The sequence below is a fragment of the Pseudomonas sp. R84 genome (assembly GCF_009834515.1).
Taxonomy (GTDB): Bacteria; Pseudomonadota; Gammaproteobacteria; order Pseudomonadales; family Pseudomonadaceae; genus Aquipseudomonas.
Map to the genome: position 1 here is coordinate 875,146 of NZ_CP019426.1, position 17,210 is coordinate 892,355.

General features: G+C 60.3%; 14 protein-coding genes. 12 read left to right on the forward strand and 2 right to left on the reverse strand.

Translation table 11 applies throughout. The features are described 5' to 3' along the window. The first annotated feature begins 5 nt into the window (after nucleotides 1-5). Nucleotides 6-908: a 3-hydroxyisobutyrate dehydrogenase gene (mmsB, locus tag PspR84_RS03800; RefSeq protein WP_160055591.1), complete on the forward strand. Its 903-nt coding sequence runs from the start codon at nucleotides 6-8 to the stop codon at nucleotides 906-908. A 163-nt stretch (nucleotides 909-1,071) separates the two neighbouring features. Here mmsB and PspR84_RS03805 read toward each other — a convergent pair whose 3' ends face one another. Then, nucleotides 1,072-1,416: a cupin domain-containing protein gene (locus PspR84_RS03805; protein WP_039592382.1), complete on the reverse strand. Its 345-nt coding sequence runs from the start codon at nucleotides 1,414-1,416 to the stop codon at nucleotides 1,072-1,074. Nucleotides 1,417-1,928: 512 nt separating this feature from the next. Here PspR84_RS03805 and PspR84_RS03810 point away from each other — a divergent pair. Genes PspR84_RS03810 through PspR84_RS03860 form a run of 11 tightly spaced genes read left to right on the forward strand, consistent with a single transcriptional unit; the run spans nucleotide 1,929 to nucleotide 16,617 of the window. Further along, a complete protein-coding gene (locus PspR84_RS03810) occupies nucleotides 1,929-2,498 on the forward strand; it encodes an acyl carrier protein (RefSeq protein ID WP_160055593.1) in 570 nt (189 codons plus the stop codon). 8 nt (nucleotides 2,499-2,506) lie between these two features. Then, nucleotides 2,507-3,781: a beta-ketoacyl-[acyl-carrier-protein] synthase family protein gene (locus tag PspR84_RS03815; protein ID WP_160055595.1), complete on the forward strand. Its 1,275-nt coding sequence runs from the start codon at nucleotides 2,507-2,509 to the stop codon at nucleotides 3,779-3,781. A gap of 1 nt (nucleotide 3,782) precedes the next feature. After that, nucleotides 3,783-4,841: a beta-ketoacyl synthase gene (locus tag PspR84_RS03820; RefSeq protein WP_160055597.1), complete on the forward strand. Its 1,059-nt coding sequence runs from the start codon at nucleotides 3,783-3,785 to the stop codon at nucleotides 4,839-4,841. Beyond that, nucleotides 4,838-6,133 (forward strand): beta-ketoacyl-[acyl-carrier-protein] synthase family protein, encoded by a 1,296-nt coding sequence (locus PspR84_RS03825; protein WP_160055599.1) that lies wholly within the window; start codon nucleotides 4,838-4,840, stop codon nucleotides 6,131-6,133. Before PspR84_RS03820 ends, PspR84_RS03825 begins: the two co-directional genes overlap by 4 nt. Next, nucleotides 6,130-7,338, forward strand: coding sequence for a beta-ketoacyl synthase N-terminal-like domain-containing protein (locus tag PspR84_RS03830; protein ID WP_160055601.1), 1,209 nt, complete (start codon nucleotides 6,130-6,132; stop codon nucleotides 7,336-7,338). The genes PspR84_RS03825 and PspR84_RS03830 overlap by 4 nt, the downstream gene beginning before the upstream one ends. A 54-nt stretch (nucleotides 7,339-7,392) precedes the next feature. Continuing rightward, nucleotides 7,393-10,263 (forward strand): aminotransferase class III-fold pyridoxal phosphate-dependent enzyme, encoded by a 2,871-nt coding sequence (locus tag PspR84_RS03835; protein ID WP_160055603.1) that lies wholly within the window; start codon nucleotides 7,393-7,395, stop codon nucleotides 10,261-10,263. A gap of 9 nt (nucleotides 10,264-10,272) precedes the next feature. Then, nucleotides 10,273-11,010 carry a 3-oxoacyl-ACP reductase family protein gene (locus tag PspR84_RS03840; RefSeq protein ID WP_150749631.1) on the forward strand — a complete coding sequence of 246 codons (738 nt, stop codon included), beginning with the start codon at nucleotides 10,273-10,275 and terminating at the stop codon, nucleotides 11,008-11,010. Beyond that, entirely contained in the window at nucleotides 11,007-11,771 is a 765-nt protein-coding gene (locus tag PspR84_RS03845; protein WP_160055605.1) for an SDR family NAD(P)-dependent oxidoreductase, read from the forward strand. Before PspR84_RS03840 ends, PspR84_RS03845 begins: the two co-directional genes overlap by 4 nt. A gap of 50 nt (nucleotides 11,772-11,821) precedes the next feature. Beyond that, nucleotides 11,822-13,072 carry a DUF1302 family protein gene (locus PspR84_RS03850; RefSeq protein WP_238785210.1) on the forward strand — a complete coding sequence of 417 codons (1,251 nt, stop codon included), beginning with the start codon at nucleotides 11,822-11,824 and terminating at the stop codon, nucleotides 13,070-13,072. A 59-nt stretch (nucleotides 13,073-13,131) separates the two neighbouring features. Further along, nucleotides 13,132-13,968 (forward strand): outer membrane lipoprotein-sorting protein, encoded by an 837-nt coding sequence (locus PspR84_RS03855; protein WP_160055609.1) that lies wholly within the window; start codon nucleotides 13,132-13,134, stop codon nucleotides 13,966-13,968. Between the two features lie 33 nt (nucleotides 13,969-14,001). Beyond that, complete coding sequence (locus PspR84_RS03860) at nucleotides 14,002-16,617, forward strand: MMPL family transporter (RefSeq protein WP_160055611.1); 2,616 nt, start codon at nucleotides 14,002-14,004, stop codon at nucleotides 16,615-16,617. A gap of 69 nt (nucleotides 16,618-16,686) precedes the next feature. Here the strand turns inward: PspR84_RS03860 and PspR84_RS03865 are convergent, their stop codons facing one another. Then, nucleotides 16,687-17,097: a MerR family transcriptional regulator gene (locus PspR84_RS03865; protein ID WP_100846316.1), complete on the reverse strand. Its 411-nt coding sequence runs from the start codon at nucleotides 17,095-17,097 to the stop codon at nucleotides 16,687-16,689. Between the last annotated feature and the right edge of the window lie 113 nt (nucleotides 17,098-17,210).

Consider the following 17,210-nt stretch of genomic DNA (forward strand, 5'->3'; position numbering starts at 1 on the left):
CGACCATGAAAATCGCATTTATCGGTCTTGGCAACATGGGCGCACCGATGGCGCGTAACCTGATCAAGGCCGGCCACTCGCTGAGTCTGGTCGACCTGAACAAAACCGTGCTGGCGGAACTGGAGCAACTGGGCGGCAGCATTCGTGCCTCGGCCCGCGAAGCCGCTGAGGACGCTGAACTGGTCATCACCATGCTACCGGCGGCGGTGCATGTGCGCAGTGTCTGGCTCGGTGATGACGGTGTGCTGGCTGGCATTCGCCAAGGTGTGCCAGCGGTGGATTGCAGCACCATCGATCCGCAGACTGCCCGTGACGTAGCGGCCGCTGCGGCAAAACAGGGTGTGGCCATGGCCGACGCGCCAGTGTCCGGTGGCACCGGCGGTGCGACCGCCGGCACGTTGACCTTCATGGTTGGCGCCACGCCAGAACTGTTCGCCACGCTGCAACCGGTGCTGGCACAGATGGGCCGCAACATCGTGCATTGCGGTGAAGTTGGCACCGGGCAGATCGCCAAGATCTGCAACAACCTGCTGCTGGCGATTTCGATGGTCGGCGTCAGCGAGGCGATGGCGCTGGGCGATGCGCTGGGCATCGACACCTCGGTGCTGGCCGGGATCATCAACAGTTCGACCGGGCGTTGCTGGAGTTCGGAGATGTACAACCCGTGGCCGGGAATTGTTGAAACCGCGCCGGCCTCGCGTGGATATACCGGTGGATTCGGTGCGGAACTGATGCTCAAGGATTTGGGGCTGGCGACCGAAGCGGCGCGTCAGGCGCATCAGCCGGTGGTTCTGGGCGCAGTGGCGCAGCAGTTGTATCAAGCGATGAGTCAGCGTGGGGATGGCGGGAAAGACTTCTCGGCGATCATCAACAGCTATCGCAAGCCTGCAATAGACGGACAGCGCTGAACAAACTGTGGGAGCGAGCCTGCTCGCGATGACGGCGGTCGCTTCAACGCGGAGGTGACTGACCGTCCGCTTTCGCGAACAGGCTAGCTGCCACAGGGGACTTTTGTGTAACAGACATTGTTTGCCGGGACATCACGTCGGGTGATCTCCCGGCTTTTTTGCATCAGGCAAACACGAAATATTTGCGCACGGTCTCAACCACTTCCCACGTGCCTTTCATGCCCGGCTCAACCACGAAGATGTCGCCGGCACGCAGGTGAATCGGCTCCATGCCGTCCGGGGTGATCACGCAGTAGCCTTCCTGGAAATGGCAGTACTCCCACTTCACATAATCGACGCGCCACTTGCCCGGTGTGCAGATCCATGTGCCCATGATCTTGCTGCCGTCTTCGCTGGTGTAGGCGTTGAGGTTGACGGTGTGCGGGTCGCCTTCGAGTTTTTCCCATTTGCAGGCGTCGAGTACCGGCAGCGGATGGGTGTCGCGTAGAACGGTGATAGGGGCAGTCATGTGTCGGCTCCAGACAAGGCGATCAAACGGAAGCTGCACCCTATAGCGCCGTGCTTTTGCCCAGATGTCTGTGCTCGACATGCAGATATCCAGAAACGCTGCCAGCGTCTACGGATGGAGACGTAAACCTTCCAGCAAAATCAATTAACGGCAGTACTGATCTAAAACAAAGGTTATGAAGTTATAACTATTTTACTTGTCTGGTTTTTACTTTTAGTACGTCTGTTCCGTTGCGTCCTTAGTTGCTTTCGATAGTCGGCCTGCCTGATACCGCGGGCGCCCCACCTTACCCCGTCTTTGTTAAGTAAATAAGTCGTTCATCGCACCAAGGAGGTGCGGTGTCAGTAGGGTTTTGCAGACTTTTTTCGAGTTGTAAAAAAACCTTGAATAGTTCGTTGACTCTCCCCTTAAGGGCAGAGTTTAGATTTCCGCCGCGTGAGAAGTTGCTGTGGGAAAAGTTACTTTTCATAAGTCGAATTCATGAAGTAGTCACGACATATAGGGAGATAGAAATGAATAATCCATTGGACTTGGAACATGTCGTTGCCAGCACTCGCGAAATCCTCGCACAGCTGTTGGTGATGGATGCGAATGACATCGAAGAAAACAGCAGCATTGTCGAAGACCTCGGTGCCGATTCCCTGGACATCGTCGACCTGAGCTTCCAGCTGGGCCGTCAATATGGCTGCACACTGCCGAAAACCAGCGTGCTGGATCATGCGGTGGCGGTTTGCGGTGATGCCAGCGAGTTTCTCGCCAGCGGTCGCATTACCGAAAGCGGCAAAGCCCTGCTTGAGCAAAGCCTGAGCGCCTACACCCCGGATCAACTGAAGGCGGGCATGCAACCGGCTCAAGTGTTCGCCGCGACCACCGTGCGCAACTGGGCCAACCAGTGCCGCAATCTTTTCAACTACCTGCCGGCGACCTGCCCGGATTGCAACGCTCACCAGGCGGTTCTGAACGAGCGCCAACAAGTGGTCTGCGGCGCGTGCAGTGCGCGTCTGGTGCCGGCGGATGGCGATGAAGTGTCCCGTCAATTGGTTGAGCAGTTTGTTACCACTCACGCCAAAGAAGCGGTGTAGGAGTTCTCATGCGGGCACGAGAAGTCTATGTGAGCGGGTTCGGTCTGGTGGCGCCGATGGCGCTGGACGCTGCCACGTTGTTCGAGCGGATTTGCCGGAAGCAATCCTGTGTCCGCGAACATCCTCGGTTCAAGGCGCTGGGATTCAACAACAGCGCCGCCGGATTTATCGACGATACGCAGTGGCAGCGCATCGCGGCCGGTTTCGGCGGCAACGCGGCGCTGCACCCACGGCAAAGTGTGCTGGTCGAGTACGTCGCCCGGCAGGCGCTGGAGCACGCCGGCCTGACGCCGGCAGACTTTGCCCACAGTCGCAGCGGTCTGTTTCTGGGCGCCAACAAGTACTGTGCCGACAGCCACGATCTGCAGCGGCTCAGCCGTTGCATGGATGAGGCCGGACGGGTCGACCTCGACCGTCTGCTGGACAGTCCGGCAGCGTCCAGTGCGACCTTCATCCGGCGGGTCGATCAACAGACGCAGCATCTGGCTGATCGGCTCGGCATCCGCGATCACATCTCGACCCATTCCGATGCCTGTGCCGCCGGCACCATGGCCATCGGCAGTGCTTACCGGGCCATCGAGCGCGGTGAGATCGATTTGGCCATTTGTGGTGCCGTCGAGTTGATGGCCAACGAATTGCCCTACTACATGTTCAACAGCCTCGGCGCGCTCTGTCAGGCCGACTTGCCGGCGAGCGAACAAAGCCGCCCGTTCATGCCCGACCGTAGCGGTTTTGTCCTCAGCGAGGGCTCGGCGATGGTCGTTCTCGAATCCGCGGAACACGCCAAACGACGCAAGGCTGCGCCACTGGGCCAGGTGCTCGGTTATGCGAATGTCTGCGAGGCGCAGAAAATGACCTCCAGCAGCCGCGATGGCAGCAAATACGAGGAATGCATGGAAGCCGCAATCGAAGACGCCGGGCTGCTGCGCAGTGCCGTGCAACACGTCAACACCCACGGCACCTCCACCCAGGCCAATGACAGTTGTGAAGCGCTGGCCTTGCAGCGGTTGTTTGGCGGCTGCCAGGACTTCATGACCTTCACCGCCAACAAGTCCGCCATCGGTCATTCACTGGCAGGCAGTGGCGCGATCGAAGCGGTGCTGTCGCTGATGAGCCTGCGTGACGGTGTGCTGTTGCCCACCCTGAATTACGACCCCGAGCTTGCCGAATACCCTTCGCTGAAGTTCTTGAGTGAGCCGGTGCGACAGCCGATCAGCGTGGTGATGTCCAACTCGTTCGGCTTCGGCGGCATCAACAGCTCGCTGGTTCTGGGGAGGGCATGACATGAACCGAGCTATCTATCTCAATGCTGCTGCGGTGCTGAATGTGGCGGGCAGTGAATGCGCTGACTTGCTCGGCACGCCCTGCGCGGCGCAACCGCTGGCATTTGATGCTCAGCGTCAGGCATTTGCATTGCCGACACCGCGACTGGCCAGTGACCTGTTTGATCGCAAGATCCAGCGCAGCGTCGAACCGCAGGGCTTGCGCCTGTTGCATTGCGCCGCACGGTTGGCGCCAGCACTGGCGGCGCTGCAATTGCCCGCGCCACGCATTGCCCTGACAGCGGCCATTCCCGAAGTCGATGCGCCGAGTCCTTGCTGGGATGCGGTGCAGGCGATCATCGAACAGCCGCACAAACAACTCAGCCAATTGTTGGCCAACACACCGCCCCTGCATGCGCTGACCCTGCTCAACAGCAGCGTGATGGCGTATGTGGCTGAAGCGCTCAATTGTCACGGGCCGATGGGCGGATTTTGTTCCCAGGACAACGCCGGGCTGGATGCGCTGATCGAAGCTTGCCAGCAGATTGGCGAGCGACATGCCGACGCCGCGTTGGTGGTCAGCAGCAGCCCGAACCTGACCCCGGCCCTGTACCTGCGCGAGCCCGATCAGACGAGCGAAGCGATTTTCGGTGAGGGCGCCGCCGCGCTGTTGCTGGCGTCGACACCACCGCCGGGTGCGGCACACGTCGTGCGCATTGCCGGGTTTGCCCGTGGTTACAGCACCGATCCACAGCGGTCTGTGGCGGTGGGGCGGCGCGTCATCGACCAGGTCCTGAGCGTCGAGAAACTGCGGGTTGGCGACGTCGAGCATATCGTCGGCAATTGCGCTGACGGGCAAGTGATGAAGTTGCTCGAAGCTTTCCCGCGCGAGATTCGCAGCACTCGCGCCATGACCGGTGAACTGGGCGCCAGCGGTTTGCTGACAGAGATCGCACTGACCTTGCACCTCAGTCGTGAAGTCGCGGCGACGCCGGGCTACACGTTGCTTGTCAGCCACACTCGCGCCGGTCACTGGGGCGCATTGCTGTTGGCCAGTGAAACCATGGAGAAGCACGCATGAGTGCGACACGGATTGTGATCACCGGCATGGGCGCCGTCACCGGTTTCGGTTTCGAATGGCAGACCCTCTGGGAAAAAATGCTCGGCGCCGAACATTGCGTGCGGCCATGGCAGCCGGACGACTTGCAAGAGGCGTCGTTCGCGGTGCGTTATGCCGCGCCTGTCGACATGCGCCTGTTGCCGGAAAAACTGCAAAGCCATCCGGCCTGGACGATGCCGCTGGAAAAGCGCAGCCGGTTTGGCTGGGTGGCTGCCACGCAGGCCGTCGGTGACAGCGGCTTGCAGCCAGAACAGTTGCGTGGCGCGGCGGTGCTGTGTGCCTCGGGAGCACCGCAGCATATGCTCGCCGACATGCTGCTGAGCGAAGCCCCGAATGGCGGCACCCCGAGCTGGTCATACCTGATGCCGCGGGCCGGGCAAGTGAATGCCGACGGCTCGCTGCGTCAGAGCAACGATCGTCTGGCGCGGGTAATCGCCGACGACCTGGGCTGTGAAGGGCCGGTGATCAACATCAGCAGTGCCTGTGCCGGCGCTTCGCAAGCCATTGGCAATGCCTTTCAGATGATTCGTCGCGGCGAAGTCAGCGTAGCGCTGGCGGGGGGCGCCGACTCGGTGCTCAATCTCGACACCATGGCTGCGTTGTATCTACTCGGTGCTGCGTCCGGCGAGCAGCGCTGGGGCGCGGATCTGTGTCGCCCGTTCGATCGTGATCGCAGCGGTCTGATTGCCGGCGAGGGCGGTGGTTTCGTCGTGCTGGAAAGCCTCGAACATGCCTTGGCTCGTGGCGCGACACCCTATGCCGAAGTGCTCGGTTTCGGCAGCAGCCTGGACGCTTATAAAGTCACTGCACCGCAACCCGAGGGACGTGGCGCGGCACTGGCGATGCAGGCCGCGCTCGACGACGCCGGGCTACGCCCGCAGCAGATCGATCTGATCAACGCCCACGGCACCTCGACACCGCTCAACGACGTTGCTGAAACCCTCGCGATCAAAAGTGTGTTCGCCGAACACAAGCATTATCAAGCCTTGGCTGTCAGCGCCAACAAATCACAGTTCGGTCACCTGATCGCAGCGGCCGGCGCACCCGAATGCATCGTCACCGCATTGGCCTGCCTGAACGATCTGGTCACACCCACGGTGAACCTGCACGACGCCGACGAACAGTGTGATCTGGATTACTGCGCCGGTCAGGCCGTCAGTCGTCGAGTGGATTACGCACTGAGCAATTCCTTCGGTTTTGGCGGCCTCAACACCTCGCTGGCCCTTGGCAAATATCGGGAGCACGGACAATGAGCAATGCCTCTGCACGTATCGCCATCACCGGCAGCGGTTGTGTGTTGCCCACCGGCTGGGGCGTTGAGGGTTTCTGCTCGGCGGCCCGCGAAGGGCGTAGCGCGATCTCGCCCCTGAACTCGTCGTTGTTCCACAGCGAGCGTGTCATCGCGTTCGGGCACATCGCTGATCGAGACCATCAACGTAGCCGTCAGGACATTGCGCAAAACCTCCAGCGTTACTGCCCGCCGGCGGTGATCTGGGGCGTCAGTGCGGTGCGCCAGGCGCTGGCCGAGGCCGGGCTTGAACCGGGCCGCGACAGCGTGCGTTTTGGTCTCTATTGCTGCCAGGGCGGTTACACCCATCCATCGCTCGCGTCTTACGGCGAACTGTTGCACGAGTGTCAGACCGAGACCGGTGCCGACATGCAGCGTCTGGCCAAACGCGTGTTGCAGGAGCGCGCGCTCGATCCGTTTCTAGTGCTCAAGAGCCTGAGCAACGGTTTGCTCGGGGTGGTCAGTCTGGCCTTGAAGCTTGAGTGCGAATGTAACGCCTACATGCAAGGCGTGGCCGGCAATCTGGCGGCGCTGCGCGAAGCCTGCGCGGCGTTGCAGAGCGGTCGGATCGATGCGGCGATTGTGGTTGGCGCCGGCAGTGAACTGGATCCGCTGGCGCTGGCCGCACTGGCCGAGGCTGGCGTAATCAGCACCGATGCTTCGCAAAGCCTGCGCGCCTTCGATCGCCAGGGCAGTGGTGGTATTGCCGGCGAAGGTGCGGCGGCACTGGTGTTGCGCCGCGCCGATGATCTGCCGGCCGGGCCGCAAACCTGCCTGACCGCGCTGTTCGCCCATCCGCGTCTGGATTCGCTGAACCTGCCGGACAAACAGGTGGATCTGCTGATCAGCAGCGCCACGGGCGATCCGCACCAGGATGCCGATCTGGCCCGCACGCTGGCGCGAACCGGCGCCGCGCACATCACCAGCAGCACACCGCTGACCGGCATTCTAAGTGGTGCACCGAGTCTGGTTGACCTGATCTTTGCCCGGCAGGCCTTGCAGGCGCAAAGCATCCCGCCGGTCAGTGGCCTGGAGCAACCGCTGGATGCGCATCTGCCGTTTGTGCTCGGCGGGCCACGCGATGCCGTGCTGCACGATTGCCTGGTCATCAACCGCGACGACAACGGTTTCAGTGCCGGTTACCAACTCGAATTTCACGCGGCCGACTGATCGTCGACACGCAACGAAACGCAGCTGATTTTTTACTCAAGGGATAGAACTGTCATGGATTACCGCGATTACGTACGGCCGAAATTCGTAGAATTGATGCAGGCCCTGGGCCTCGAATGCCAATTCCACAGAGCGCTGGGCAGCAAACTGTTTTACCGCGACCGCCAGGGCGAAGAGGTGACTGTCACTGACTTCCTCGGCGGTTACGGCGCCGCGCTGTATGGCCACAACGATCCGCAATTTGTCGATCAACTCGTCGACCTGTTGCGCGCCGATGTGCCGTTCAACGCGCAGATGTCGGTGCGCGGTGCGGCGGGGCAGTTGGGGCGTGAACTCAGTGAAGCGTTCAATCGTGAACTGAACAACAGCGAACGCTACATCTCGACCTTCTCCAACAGTGGCGCCGAGTCGGTGGAAATCGCCGTCAAGCACGCCGAATACCGTCGTCAGAAAAACCTGCAGAAGCAATTCGACGAGCGTGATTTCGCCCTCGCCAGTCTGGTTGCCAGCGACAAGGCTTACGTCGAACTGGACATCGACGATCTCGATTTGCCCGCCGGTCTGCTGCCGCAGAATCTGTCCTGCGTCACCGTGCGCCAAGTGGCCGAAGCGGTGCGTCAGCACAACCTGGCGCAACTGCATGTCGAGCCGGTGTTCCTCGCTGTGCGCGGCAGCTTCCACGGCAAACTGGTGAACACCGTTCAGTTGACCTATGGCAAGCAATACCGCAAACCGTTCGCCCGTTTCGGCCTCAACGTCGAGTTCATCGACCCGCAACAGCCACAGCAATTGCAGGAGCTGCCGGCCCGTCATATTCGTCACTGGCTGAGCCTGGAATGGAGCGGCGAAACCCTGCACGTGCGCCGTGAGGCGTTCAGCGCGATCACGGCGGTATTGCTCGAGCCGATTCAGGGCGAGGGCGGCATCAACGAGTTCGCCAATGAGTTTTATCTGGGCCTGCGGCGTCTGTGCAACGAGCAGCAATGCCCGCTGATCATCGATGAAGTGCAATCGGGTTTCGGCCGCACCGGCACCTTGCTCGGCGCCAGCCATTTCAACTTGCAGGGTGATTACTACTGCCTGTCGAAAGCCTTGGGCGGTGGCCTGATGAAAATCGCCGCGACGGTGATCCGCGCCAGCCACTACGAAAACGATTTCAGCTACATCCACAGTTCGACCTTTGCCGAAGATGATGCGTCCTGCCATATCGCCCTGTCGGCCTTGCGCCGTCTGTTCGAGAACGACAGCGCGATGCTCAAGGACGTGAACAAGAAGGGCGAATACCTCAAGGCTTCGCTGCTGGAACTCAAAGCGGCCTACCCGGACGTGATCGCCGACGTGCGTGGGCGCGGCTTGCTGCTGGGCTTCGAACTGCACGATCTGACCGGCACCAGCTCACTGGTTCAGGCTTCGGCGCAGTACAACGATGCGTTGGGCTACATCATTGCCGGCTACCTGCTGCAATTCGAATCCCTGCGCGTGGCGCCGTCGGGCAGCAACGCCAATGTGATCCGTCTGGAACCGCCGGTGTGCATCACCTTCGAAGAAATCGACGGGTTGATCGGCTCCCTGCAGAAAGTCTGCGACATGCTGCGCCGACGTGATGCCTTCCCGCTGGCGGCCGGTGTGTGCGCCGACAGCATCGCTGACGTGCCAGCGCGCGAGGTCAGCTTCAAGGAGACTGAAACCCGCCCAAAGTCTGACGAGAACGTGCGCGTGGTGGCGCGCGTCGCGTTCATCAACCATCTGATTGATTCGGACATGCTCAGCGACGTCGATCCTTCACTGTCGACCCTGAGCGCTGAACAGAAACGCGAGTTCATCAAACGCATGGCCCCCGAGCGCCGTGCCGCGCCAATCGGCCCGGTACAGATTCGCTCGAAACTCGGCACCGCCGTGGAATTCACCCTGTACCCGCTGTGCATGGATTCCGATGCCATGGCGGCGTACATCGCCAGCGGCGATCTGCAAACCATCCGCGAAGAAGTCGGCAATCGCATCAAGGACGCCCGCGCCGATGGCTACAGCGTCGCCGGGCTGGGCATGTACACCTCGATCGTCACCAACAACTGCCAGGCGCTGCAGATTCCCGACATGGCGCTGACTTCCGGCAACGCCCTGACCATCGGCATGGGCCTGGAAGCCATCGAACAGGGCTGCAAGCAGCAAGGCCTGGAACTGAGCGAGCAGACCGCTGCGGTGGTGGGTGCGGCGGGCAACATCGCCTCGACCTATGCCTCGTTGTTGTCGACCAGTGTCGAGCATTTGATTCTCATCGGCAGCGGCCGCGACGGTTCCCTGCGTCGTCTGGAAAAAACCGCGCAACTGATTTACGCCGAAGCCGCCCGCGCGATTCTCAAGGGTGTCGCCGAACACGATCGCCTCGCCCGACGTCTGCAGAAAATCGACGGCATCGATGCGCTGTTGCAGGCCCATGGCAGTAGTGCCGATCTAGGCCTGCGTGTGGCGAAACTGGTCGAGGAGCGCTTGGGCGCGAATGCCTTCATCACCGTCAGCAACGATCTTGAGGTGCTGAAACAGGCGCGCATCGTGCTCTGTGCGGCGAACGCACCGCAGCCGTTTCTCTTTGCCGAGCACTTCGCCGAAAACAGCGTGATCTGCGACATCGCCGTACCGTTGAACGTTGACCAGAACCTCGCCAGCCAACGCAGCGACGTGCTCTACATGCACGGCGGCATCGTGCAGACGCCGCTGGGCGATGGCCTGGTGAAAAACGTTCGTGCCTATCTCAAGCAGGGTCAGTTGTACGCGTGCATGGCCGAGTCGGTGCTGATGGGCCTGTCCGGGATGAAACAGCACTACTCCTACGGCGACATCAGCCGCGAGCAAGTGCAGCAGATTCGTGCACTGGCGGCGACTCACGGTTTCACCCTCGCGCAGTTCAAAACCGACAACTCGCTCTAAGGAACGGTCATGCCGAATAAAGTAGCAGTGGTGACCGGTGGCAGTCGCGGCATCGGTCGGGCGATTGTCCTGGCTCTGGCCGGGGCGGGTTATCAGATTGCGTTCAGTTACGTGCGCGATGAAGTCGCGGCAATGACCTTGCGCGATGAGGTTCAGGCGTCGGGGATCGATTGCCTGGCGTTGCAGTGCGATGTCAGCAGCGGCGACAGCATCAAGGCGTTTTTCGAGCGGGTCGATCAGCATTTTCAGCGTATCGATCTGTTGGTCAACAACGCCGGCATCACCCGCGATGGTTTGCTCGCGACGATGTCGGCGCGCGACCTGGTCGAGGTGATCCAGACCAACCTGATCGGCACGATGCTGTGCTGCCAGCAGGTGGTGCCGGGCATGTTGCGCCAGCGCAGCGGTTGCATCGTCAACATCAGTTCGGTGGCGGCGCAGAAGCCCGGTAAAGGGCAGAGCAACTATGCGGCCGCCAAGGGCGGGGTCGAATCGTTGACCCGTGCCTTGGCGGTAGAGCTGGCGCCGCGCAACATTCGCGTCAACGCGGTCGCACCGGGCATCGTCAAGACCGAGATGAGTACGGCGCTGATCGGCAGTCAGGAAGAAGAAATCCAGTCGCGCCTGCTGATCAAACGCTACGCGGAACCTGAAGAAATTGCCGAAGCGGTGCTGTACCTCGCCGATCGCGGTTTGTACCTGACCGGGGAGGTCCTGTCGGTTAACGGCGGGTTGAAAATGCCATGAGCCGGACCATTCTGATCACCGGTGCGGCGAAAGGCATCGGCCGTGCAGTCGCCGAGAATTTTGCCGCCGAGGCTGGCAATCGGCTGATTCTGCTGGATCTCGATCTGGCCGAACTGCAGCGCTGGGTCGACGAGCAGCAGGAGCAGATCAAGGCGCGGGTCGAAACCCATGCAGCAAACATTGCCGACCTGCCGGCCATGGAGGCGTTCTTCAAAACCCTTGGTTCGCAAGTCGAATACGTCGATGTGCTGGTCAACAGTGCAGGTATCTGCAACGAGAACGAGCCGGAGGATCTGCATAACTGGCACAAGGTGATTTCGGTCAATCTCAACGGTACGTTCTATGTGACCTCGTTGTGTCTGGCACTGATGCCCGACCGAGGGCGAATCATCAACATGTCGTCGATCCTCGGCCGTGCCGGCAAGGTGCGCAACACCGCGTACTGCGCGTCCAAGCACGGCATCGTCGGCATGACCAAGGCACTGGCGCTGGATCTCGCTTCGCGGCAGATCACCGTCAACGCGATTCTGCCAGCGTGGATCGATACGCCGATGTTGCAGGGGGAACTGGCGACGCAAGCGGCAATTGCCGGGCTGACCCAGGAACAGATCGTGCGCAACGCGAAGAAGAAACTGCCAATGCGCCGTTTCATCCAGAGCGAAGAAGTCGCGGCGATGGTGCGTTACCTGGCCAGCCCCGAGGCTGGCGGGGTGACCGCGCAGAGTCTGGTGATCGATGGCGGTGTCGGGTTGGGAATGTAGCGATGCCTCGATTTCACAACAGTCACATCGTGGGTGCGGTGTGGGCGTGCATGGCTGCGCCCACCGCGATGGCCGAATTTACTGTCGATGATCTGAAGCCTGATTACGCCGACGGTGAAGTCGGCGTGGCCACGGCCATGCGTCTGCATGGCGACGATCAGGTCACGCAAAAAGCCGTGTATTTCAAGGCCAACCTGGAAGACAACTGGGAGGGCGGTTACTACAAGGCCAAGGGCCGCGTGCGTTATGACGCGCGCTATGACGGCAACAATCCGTACAGCGAGCGGGCGCGGGACAAGTACCGTTTCGACGCCGATTGGCGGCACCTCTACGTCGGCCATTCGTTGGGTGACGGCGAAGTGACGGTGGGCTGGCAGCAGGTGGTCTGGGGTCGCGCGGATGAATTGCGCGTGCTCGATCAGATCAACCCGCTGGACTATCGCGATGGTCTGACGCCGCTGCTCGAAGACAGCCGCATCGCCGTGCCCATGGTGCGTTTTGCGCAACCGGTGGGCGAGTGGGAACTGGAGGCGTTGTGGATCACTGACTTCGTGAAAAACCGGGCGCCGGTTGAGGGCAGTGAATTTGCCGCGCCACTGTTTGCTACGCCGGACCCGCAGTATTTCCTGCTCGACTCCAAGCCCGGCTATGACGGCGACAAAGGCTATTCCTATGGCCTGAGCGCCAACGGCCGGATCGGCGCGGTGGACACCAGTTTTGTTGCCTTGAGCGCCCGTCAGCAAGACCCGGTGTACGCCGTCGAAGGCCTCGCCGATGACGGTCGCACGCGGCTGGAGCGGCAATTTCCCCGTTACACCATGGGCGGTGCCGGGCTGGCGATCGACGCCGGGCACAGCATCGTGGTGCGCAGCGAGGTGGCGTATTTCGACAACTGGCGCGTGACCAATCCGACCCGCGCCTACGGTGCCGACAGTACGCCGATGGTCAAGTCGCTGCTGGGTGTCGACTACCTGTTGCGCGACTGGCTGATCTCCGCGCAATGGCAGGAACAAGTGCTGCTCGACTGGCAGGACGGCATGTTGCAGGACAAACACGAACCGCTGTTCACCCTGTCGGCCGAAGGCACTCATTGGCAAGACCGCCTCAAGAGTCGTCTGGTGGTCGCTGGCTCACCGCCGTTTCAGGACGACGCCTTGCTGCAAGGCATCTTCACCTACAAACCGGTCGACTACATCAAGCTCGGGCTGGAAGTGGATGTGTTCTTCGGCAAGCCCGAGAAGACTTTCGGCGAGTACAGCAAGCGCGATCAAGTGCGGCTGTCGGCCGGTTATCTGTTCTGACCCATCACGCCTGCCGCTCTCGCGCGCAGGTGCATTCATCCAACGAAAAGGAAGTTGTTATGTTGCCGTTTTTGAAAAGTCTGACAGCCGCCGCACTGATCCTCGGCAGCGCCTGCGCCAGTGCCGCCGAGGCCGGCAATGCCGATGAGATCATCCGTCAGGTGCGCGATCGCAATGACGGGAACAGCTTCATGTCCCAGGTTTCGCTGATCCTGCATGACAAGAAAGGCAATACCCGCGTTCGCGAGTTCACCTACCTGCAAAAGGATTACCCGGACAGCGACAAATTCAGCATGTACTTTTCCGCGCCGACTGACGTGCGTGACGTGGCCTTCCACATCGAAAACCCGCACGAACCCCTCGGCCTGGAAGACAGCCAGTGGATGTACCTGCCAGTCAGCCGTCAGACCCGCCGCATCTCCACCACCGACAAGCGTGGCTCGTTCATGGGCAGTGAGTACTCGTACGCCGATCTGGACAAGATCCGCGTCAAGGACTACTCGCAGAAACTCGTCGGCGAAGAACAGATCAAGGGCCGCGACTGCTACGTGATCGAGCGCGAACCGGCGTCCCCCGAAGTGCTGGCGAAGACCGGTTACAACAAGCTGAAGGTGTGGATCGACAAGCAGAATTTCCTGGTCATGCGTCAGGATTTCTTCGACGTCAAAGGTGTGCTGATCAAGCAGATGCGCACGCAGAAAGTCGCGACCATCGACTCGATCGACAGCATTGTGCTCAGCGAAACCGAGCACTTCATCGACGGCACGCGTTCGGAAATGCGCTTCAACCAGTTGCAGTACAACGTCTCGCTGGAAGATCGCCTGTTCACCCAGACCGCCATCAAGCGCGGGCTGAAAACCGGTGACCTGCCGGAATTTGCCGTGTCTGCCCGCTAAGCGCCGACCCCGACGACCTGGAAACGCATGATCATGGAAAGATATCTGAATTTCGTTGAGCGCTATGCGCGGGCGATTGTTTTCCTGCTGGTGGCGATTACCGCGTATTTCACTTATACGCTGGGCGCGCTGGTGTCCGACACCAACCCTTATCTGCTCAAGGAAAGCCACCCGGCGCGCAAGACCATCATCGATTTGCAGGGTGAATTCACCGGCACGTTCGACTCGGTCATGGTGGCGCTGAACAACCCGCAAACGGTGTTCAACAAAAACACGCTCAACGCGCTGTTTTCGATGTCGCAGTCGGTGCGCAAGATGATTCTGGCCAACGATGCCGACAAGGATCAGTTGGCGCAAATCGTCGCCCGGCACCCGGACGACAGCCGTGCGCAGTTGTTGACCCGGGACATTCTCGAGGGTGGTTTTTCGCAGAACGATTACGCCAACGCCAAGGCCTTGCGTGATCATGCCCAGAGTCAAAACTGGGATTCCCATGATCAGCTGTTCCTGACCTTTCTCGCCGAGCGGATCAACCCGATCCGCGAAATGGCCTCGATGGGCGACCTGGAAAACATCGTCCTGACCGACGACGGCGAGCTGTTGATCCACAAAACCCTGAATGCCTATGACATGGACCCGGCGCTGGTCGAGTCGCAGATCATGGGCAACGAGTTGATGGTCGACGGGGTGGTGTCCAAGGACAAAAAGGTCGCGATGCTGGTGGCTGAGCTCGGCACCAAGCAGGACGACGCTCAGGCGCAACTGCGGGCTTATCAGATCGTGCGCGGCATCGTCGCGCAATATCAGGCCGAGCACCCGGAGTACAAGGACGAAATCTTCATTGCCGGCATGCCGATCTTCATCGCCGCGCAACAGGAGATCATCGATCACGACCTGGCCGTGCTGTTTCCGATCGTGTTTCTGTTGATTACCTTGCTGCTGATCTTCTTCTTCCGCAAACCGCTGGGCGTGCTGCTGCCGCTGTTCAATATTCTGTTCTGCACCATCTGGACCTTGGGCCTGATGGCGCTGTTGCGGGTGCCGTTTGACCTGTTGACCAGTGTGCTGCCGGTGTTCCTGTTCACCATCTGCTGCTCGGATGCGATCCACGTGATGGCTGAATATTACGAGCAGAAAAACGCTGGCAAGAGCAATCGCGAGGCCAACCGCGAAACCCAGCGCTTGATGGTGGTGCCGGTGGTGTTGACGACCGTGACGACCATCGCCACGTTCATGATTTCCACCACCAACAACATTGTCAGCATCCGTAATTTCGGTGTGTTCATGTCGATCGGCCTGACCGCGGCGCTGATCATTTCGCTGTTGCTGATTCCGGCGTGGATTTCCATCTGGGGCAAGGATCAGCCGCAGCAGGCCAAGGCAGTGGTGCACCAGGACTCGATCATCTCGCGGTATCTGGTGGCGTTCTGTGCCTGGATGATCCGCTTTCGCAAACCGATCCTGATGGTCATTCTGCCGCTGTTGGCGCTGGCCACCGTGTTCACCTTCCGCGTCGATATCGAAGACTCCGGCATCGCTTACTTCAAGCCGGAAAGCCACATCCGCGTGTCCGATCAGTTCATCAACCACGCCAAAGTAGCGGGCACGGCGCCGGGCTGGATCGCGATCGACAGCAAAGAACCACGCGGCGTGCTGACCACCGAAGTGGTGCAGTTCATCGACAAGCTCGACCACTTCATCAAACAGCAACCGAACGTCAGTTACGGCTACTCGCTGGCCACTTACGTCAAGCGCATGAACCTGGTGCTCAACGACATGAACCCGGAGTATCTGCGGGTGCCGAATGCCGTTGAGAAGGTCTCGTCGGTCAATGACGACGGGCAGGTCGAGCAGTTTGAAGTGCCGGGCAATTCGCTGATCGAGCAACACGTGATGCTGTTCGAAAACGGTGGCGGTTCGGACCTGAACAACGTGCTCAACGCCGATTTCTCCAAGGCCTTGACCCTGTACACCATGACCTCGTCGGTCGCCAGCGACTATCAGGGCATGCTCGACCGCCTCGATGCCTGGTTGCTGGTCAACAAACCGGCCAACCTGGAGGTGACCCACGCGGGCACGCCGTTGATCTGGACCGGGGTGTTGCAGGAAATCACTCAAGGCCAGGTGCTGAGTTTTTCCCTGGCCTTGCTGGTCGTCACGCTGATGATGATGTACTGGCTCAAATCGGTGCGCCTCGGTGTGCTCGGCATGCTGACCTTGCTGACCACGTCGGTGACGGTCTATGGCTTCATGTTCCTGTTCGGCATTGAGCTGAACATCGGCACGACGCTGGTGACGTTCCTCGTGGTCGGGGTGGTCGATTACGCGGTGCACCTGCTGTCGCGGATCAAGTTGCTGGTGCAGCAGGGCATTGAGATCGACGCGGCTATTTTGCAGGCGATGCACAGCGTCGGCCGCTCGACGGTGATCAACGTGGTGATCTTCTCCGTAGGCTTCATGGCATTGCTGTTTTCCGACTTCAAGCCGATTGTCGATCTCGGCGCACTGGTGGCGATGGCGCTGTTTTCCAGCGGGGTCATGACCATTGTCCTGGTGACGCTGGTATCGCCGTGGTTCTTTGCGGCGATTGTGCCGGTGCATGCGCCGGTTCAAGCACTGCGCACAGAAGGGGAGGCGGTACCGGGCTGATTCGCCAACGACCGGGCACGCCTGCCCTGAGACGACAGGCGAGCCCGGTCATGCGGCGCAGCAGGGCTTTCAGTTCAGGGTAGTGCCCGGGTTTTTTTCGCCATAACGGGCAATGCGCTCGAACTGACATTCCTGTCGCGCATCGTTGAGGTTGTTTTCGAACGCTTCGAGGCCGTCGTGCAACTGCTGCAAATCGCCGATCTGGGTTACCAGTTCGGCTTTTTTTTCGGCGATGGCTCGTTGCGCCATGTCCCACGGGAATTCGTCGCCGCGGTAGTTGTTGAGGATCACCTGCAGCTCTTTGAGCTTGAAGCCCAATTGCTGGGCGCACTTGATGAACGTCAACACTTCGACACTTTGCTGGCTGTAGATGCGGTATTTGCCTTCACGCTTGGGCTCGGGCAACAGGCCGATTTCTTCGTAATGGCGAATGCTTTTGACTGTGGTGCCCGACAGCTGGGCGGCTTTGCCGATATACATAAGGTCCGTCTCGATGATCAAACATAGCGTAGCGCGATCAGGCGTCATGCCGGATCGGCGGCGATTATATGTCCAATACCATCGGAAAATTGCAACTGCGCGTAAATGACGTA

Bases quoted from the DNA above. Each gene is read 5' to 3' on its own strand.
- mmsB (WP_160055591.1), top strand. From the start codon at position 6: ATGAAAATCGCATTTATCGGTCTTGGCAACATGGGCGCACCGATGGCG.
- PspR84_RS03805 (WP_039592382.1), bottom strand. From the start codon at position 1,416: ATGACTGCCCCTATCACCGTTCTACGCGACACCCATCCGCTGCCGGTA.
- PspR84_RS03810 (WP_160055593.1), top strand. From the start codon at position 1,929: ATGAATAATCCATTGGACTTGGAACATGTCGTTGCCAGCACTCGCGAA.
- PspR84_RS03815 (WP_160055595.1), top strand. From the start codon at position 2,507: ATGCGGGCACGAGAAGTCTATGTGAGCGGGTTCGGTCTGGTGGCGCCG.
- PspR84_RS03820 (WP_160055597.1), top strand. From the start codon at position 3,783: ATGAACCGAGCTATCTATCTCAATGCTGCTGCGGTGCTGAATGTGGCG.
- PspR84_RS03825 (WP_160055599.1), top strand. From the start codon at position 4,838: ATGAGTGCGACACGGATTGTGATCACCGGCATGGGCGCCGTCACCGGT.
- PspR84_RS03830 (WP_160055601.1), top strand. From the start codon at position 6,130: ATGAGCAATGCCTCTGCACGTATCGCCATCACCGGCAGCGGTTGTGTG.
- PspR84_RS03835 (WP_160055603.1), top strand. From the start codon at position 7,393: ATGGATTACCGCGATTACGTACGGCCGAAATTCGTAGAATTGATGCAG.
- PspR84_RS03840 (WP_150749631.1), top strand. From the start codon at position 10,273: ATGCCGAATAAAGTAGCAGTGGTGACCGGTGGCAGTCGCGGCATCGGT.
- PspR84_RS03845 (WP_160055605.1), top strand. From the start codon at position 11,007: ATGAGCCGGACCATTCTGATCACCGGTGCGGCGAAAGGCATCGGCCGT.
- PspR84_RS03850 (WP_238785210.1), top strand. From the start codon at position 11,822: ATGGCTGCGCCCACCGCGATGGCCGAATTTACTGTCGATGATCTGAAG.
- PspR84_RS03855 (WP_160055609.1), top strand. From the start codon at position 13,132: ATGTTGCCGTTTTTGAAAAGTCTGACAGCCGCCGCACTGATCCTCGGC.
- PspR84_RS03860 (WP_160055611.1), top strand. From the start codon at position 14,002: ATGGAAAGATATCTGAATTTCGTTGAGCGCTATGCGCGGGCGATTGTT.
- PspR84_RS03865 (WP_100846316.1), bottom strand. From the start codon at position 17,097: ATGTATATCGGCAAAGCCGCCCAGCTGTCGGGCACCACAGTCAAAAGC.